We start from the raw sequence: 4,766 nt of genomic DNA, 5'->3' as shown, positions 1-4,766 counted from the left end.
GTTGTCGGACCAAACGGTTGCCAGCGGATCATCGACAACGCCCCCATAGCAGAACATCGATCGCCCGGAGTGTGATAACGGTTGGCATCACCGAGATCCGGCGGAGGTCGTTGTGATGGCCCATATTCTAACCACCGGATCTTCGTGTGCATGCCGTGGTTATCCGTCGGTGTGGGATGCGCGATCGGTCAAACGGCGGTCCATGTCGGGATCCCATTTGTCGCCAAATCCATCCAGTGCAAGGTCGTAAACCAACATGGCATCGTCTGGCAGTTCGGGGTACGTCTTGCGTTCGACGTAGGTCAGATTGGGTGGGACGGAAACGGTTCGACGTCCGCCGATACGCATGCCCATCAAACCATACTCCATCCCGACGCACCCATCACGCGCGCCTATGCGGAAGGGGTGCGCAGTATCAGAGGCGAACAAGATGTCGCCCTTGCGGCGTGTACATGCATAGCGACATAGGGCGACGTCACCAGGGACGCAGGGTCGCCCGGAACCGACGGTTTGGTCGGTGATCTTGAGGCTACGCGGCGGCTTCATCGGATTTCATTCGGATAACGTTTGGCATCACCGAGATCCGGCGGACGTCGTTGTGATGGCATATATACTAACCACCGGATCTTCGTGTGCATGTCATGGTTCGTCGGTTCTGTGTGCCGTGTTAGTTGGCCAGTGTATCTGCGCCGATCGTCATCGGGGCCGCCAATCGACAGTGCCGTCAGAATAATCGATTGACGGAAGTGTCATCTTCTCGCGTTCGCCGTCCACTCTTTGGACAAACCAGTTTTCCTCGTCGAGAAGTTCTTGGTCGAAGGGTGGATCACCGCCCGCATCCGCGCCCATGAGGAACTGGAACAGTTCTTTGAATGGGTGCGATGCTGAAGAGGGGATGAAGTCTCCATAGCAGTGTGGAAAATCGTATCCTACGTTCTTCACTGTGCCGACAACGACGTTTTTCCAACAGATCGATGCGTTTTCAAGTTGTTCAATCACGTCACTGCAGGTTACCGCGAGCTGATTGTCCGACGAACGGCGGAATTCACCGAGCACGGGCGAACGGTGTTGTGGTGGCCAGAAATCGCACCACCCGTGCTTCGGTGCACATACTCTTAGGTGGACTTATTGGATTTTGAAACGAAAATGGCTTCTCTCGATGTAATAAACGAGCTGAATCACGAGGATTCGCTCACTTGGTGTTAGTGGTCGTAACCAACAATTTGGAGATCGTGGTTCGACAATACATTCGAAAGAAGCCTCATGAATTCTACTACAAACTCAATGTCGAAATCAACTCTTTTAGTTCAACAAAATCAAAACATCACTGACGCTGGCAGAATCGTTAACGTCGGCTTCGATGTTGGCAGTGATTCGCTGTATTGGGCCATGGAGTTGTCGGGGAAATCAATCCGTGGCCAGTGTGAAAACAACAGTTCCGACATACGCACAACGCTCGAAGAGATCCGCAACGAAGTCCAACAACACGGTGACTATCAAATTCGTGTCCTCTGTGAGTCAACGGGCATCTATCATCGACGACTTCTGCAGCTGGCCGATGAACTCGGCATGCGAACCGCGTTGGTGCATGGAGAAGCCGTAGCCAAATTCCGCACGATTCAATTCGCCGATCATGGCAAGACCGACCAACGCGATCCCAAAGCGGTGCTGACGGTTGCCAAAGTCGGCAAACTGATCCAAGACCGTAAGCTTGATAAACATTACGCGCAGCTACGTGAACTTCATCGGTTGGTCCTCCGCTGTGAAGCCCGCATCAAGGTCGCCAAGTGCGAACTGCACGCTGATTTGAGAAGTCTGTTTGCGGATCTTCGATTGGACAAGTCGGTGTTGTACGGACCGACCGGCCGTGCGCTGATCGAGCAGTTCGCTGGCAACCCGCACGCGATTCTTGCGGTGGGCGAGGAAGCCTTCTACGGACGAATGAAAGCTTGCAGCAAACACACCAAGAAGGCGACTCTGAAAAAGCTCTGGCGAGCAGCAAACGATACGGCAAGCACTCAAAAGGATGACTTGGCTGCCACGCTTGCCGAAATCCGAGCCACCGCCGTGCAGCAACTTTATACGGAAATCACGACGTTTTTGCAGCAGCAACGACAAATCGAAAGTCAAATGCAAGAGCTTTACCTGACGCTTCAATCTTCCGATCCGCGGTTACCTGCTCCACGCAAGGGAGTCGTCACGCTTCGGATGCTTTCGCGTTTGGTCGCCGAGATGGGACCGCCGGATGATTTCCGCACGGTCTCGCAACTGATGCGTTATGCAGGGTTGAACTTGTGCGAACGTCAAAGTGGCAAATGGCGAGGCCGGACGACGATCAGCCGTCGCGGCCGGAGCGAACTACGTTACGTACTGAACTTGATGGCGATTCCGCTGGTCGGTCGCGGTAAGCTCTTTGGTGACTACTACTGGAAGAAGAAGGAAGCCGACAAGATGCCAGGTCAAAAGGCGAATGTTTGCGTGATGCGAAAGATTTTGAAAATGTTTTACGGTTGGTACAAGAGCGGCGAGCCATTCGATCCGGGTCGCGTCTTTGTAATGGCCAGCGAGCACGCTAAAGCAGCCTAGTCGAAACGTCCGTCAGCGATAACTTTTGAAATAACGAAAACCTAGGAGGAACCCCTTCGACTGAGATATTGAACCTTGGCGACCGGTGATGACCACCATGGCATTATCAGTTGGCATCCGCCCAACATGATCGGTGCACATTGACCAGGCGAGTGAGTCTGAGTCCTGTCACACCGGTCGCTTTTATCCTTCGACATGGCCAATGAGTAAGATCAAGTGATTGCTCCGAACGAGAGCCCAAACGCGAACTTTGCCAGTCTAGGATTCGGTTCGATGTGTGAGTGGAAGCAACGAATCAGCGAAGTGCAAACAATACAAAGCAACACAAAGTTGCGCGCAAAAATGGGAGAGTCAACTCCAAGGGTAAAGCATGTCGAAGCTTCAGCGGCTTAACGCGAGCTCGAAGAATCGGCTCGCTTGCCGCTACGCCGCTTGACAAACAAGCGTAAAGCGAATTCATGGTTCTGTGCTTCTTGGCATCGGAGGAACAGGCAGGCGTCCGTTGGAATACTCGCTCCAGAGCCATTCAATTGTAGTGTCGCGAAAGCCATCGATCGAGTCATGCGAACAATAGAATCCTCCCGCTCCAATCAAACCGAAGTCGTCCGACACACATGTCGCAAGATCATGGTGTTCAGTGGCGTCGAACACGGTTTTGAATGCTAGTTCGCGTAGTGCCGTAGTCGGAGTGGGTTCGTTAAGTATGAATCGAAGTTTCTCAATCGTTTCGTGTGCAGCCCGCCATGCCGCGTCAAAACCAGAGGAAGAATCGCGCGCATCCAAGAGTGAATCACAGTCGGCGGTAGCGAACATAGTGCGCAAAGCAACATCGCCAGACTCGATTGCAAGTTCGATTTCGGATGGAGTAGGTATCACATTCAGTGCACAGAACGTCACCGTTCACCGGGCCGCGGCAAACGACATTGATTTCAGAATCCGCGCGGCCGCGGCTTCCGTGTGCAACGGATGGTTATCCGTGGTGAATTTAGGTGGAAGGTGGAATGCCAGTTTACGTTCCAAAGCAAGACCGAGCAAGCCGATGGTAACCGGAGATTGCTCGCGCAAGCCATCAGGACGTTCCGTCGTCGAGCAACGAATGTCGCCCGAGCACGCCGATGGTCGGTGCGAGGAGGCTCGCGCAAGCCATCAGGAGATTGGAAGGTCGAACCAGAAAAGTTGTCCGAGGGAATGGTTCGTCGGGTATATCGTTCACCGGCATCAGCCGCAAGCCAGTGTTGTGACGCCAAGGCCCAACACCAGCATACCGATCGTCGTTGATCGGATAACGTCACCGTTCACCGGGCCGCGGCAAACGACATTGATTTGAGAATCCGCGCGGCCCGCGGCTCCGTGTGCAACGGATGGTTATCCGTGGTGAATTTAGGTGGAAGGTGGAATGCCAGTTTACGTTCCCAAAGCAAGACCGAGCAAGCCGATGGTAACCGGAGATTGCTCGCGCAAGCCATCAGGACGTTCCGTCGTCGCGCAACGAATGTCGCCCGAGCACGCCGATGGTCGGTGCGAGGAGGCTCGCGCAAGCCATCAGGAGATTGGAAGGTCGAACCAGAAAAGTTGTCCGAGGGAATGGTTCGTCGGGTATATCGTTCACCGGCATCAGCCGCAAGCCAGTGTTGTGACGCCAAGGCCCAACACCAGCATACCGATCGTCGTTGATCGGATAACGGTACGGATCAGCGGGGACCGGGAATTGAGTATCCATTCGGGAAAACTGACCACCGGTCCTCCGTTGCATCCGATGGTTATCACACGGATTTGGGTTAAACGCCGATCGCGTCACCATGATGTATCAATCGACCGAGCACCGTCAGTTTAGCCTTCGGCCCCTTCGGTGACGGTTGTTCGTTCCCTAGCAGTATCAGTTTAACGAGGTCCCAATTTGAAAGCAACAAACGACGTTGTCGGACCAAACGGTTGCCAGCGGATCATCGACAGCGCCCCCATAGCAGAACATCAATCGCCCGGAGTGTGATAACGGTGGTGATCAGCGGGGACGGGCGAACGACGTGCAAGCAGACGAGAAAACGGACCACCCGTCCTCCGTTGCATCACATGGTTATCGCACGGATTTGGGTTAAACGCCGATCGAGTCACCATCATGAATCAATCGACCGAACACCGTCAGTTTAGCCTTCGGCCCCTTCGGTGACGGTTGTCCGATC

At 54.0% G+C, this 4,766-nt stretch carries 3 protein-coding genes; 1 reads left to right on the top strand and 2 read right to left on the bottom strand.

The features are described 5' to 3' along the window. Window positions 1–159: 159 nt before the first annotated feature. Window positions 160–546 (bottom strand): FKBP-type peptidyl-prolyl cis-trans isomerase, encoded by a 387-nt coding sequence (locus tag CA13_RS00065; protein ID WP_146393641.1) that lies wholly within the window; start codon window positions 544–546, stop codon window positions 160–162. A gap of 150 nt (window positions 547–696) precedes the next feature. Continuing rightward, window positions 697–1,056 carry a hypothetical protein gene (locus CA13_RS00060; protein ID WP_419193736.1) on the bottom strand — a complete coding sequence of 120 codons (360 nt, stop codon included), beginning with the start codon at window positions 1,054–1,056 and terminating at the stop codon, window positions 697–699. Window positions 1,057–1,284: 228 nt separating this feature from the next. Here CA13_RS00060 and CA13_RS00055 point away from each other — a divergent pair, with 228 nt between their 5' ends. Further along, entirely contained in the window at window positions 1,285–2,586 is a 1,302-nt protein-coding gene (locus CA13_RS00055; RefSeq protein ID WP_419193735.1) for a transposase, read from the top strand. The last annotated feature ends 2,180 nt before the right edge of the window (window positions 2,587–4,766 follow it).

Origin of the sequence: Novipirellula herctigrandis, assembly GCA_007859835.1 — a bacterium.
Lineage (GTDB): Bacteria > Planctomycetota > Planctomycetia > Pirellulales > Pirellulaceae > Novipirellula_A > Novipirellula_A herctigrandis.
Note: the sequence above shows the minus strand (reverse complement) of the source record. Positions and strands in the feature narration are given on the sequence as shown.

Coding starts and splice junctions, on each gene's coding strand:
- CA13_RS00065 (WP_146393641.1), bottom strand. CDS start 546: ATGAAGCCGCCGCGTAGCCTCAAGATCACCGACCAAACCGTCGGTTCC.
- CA13_RS00055 (WP_419193735.1), top strand. CDS start 1,285: ATGTCGAAATCAACTCTTTTAGTTCAACAAAATCAAAACATCACTGAC.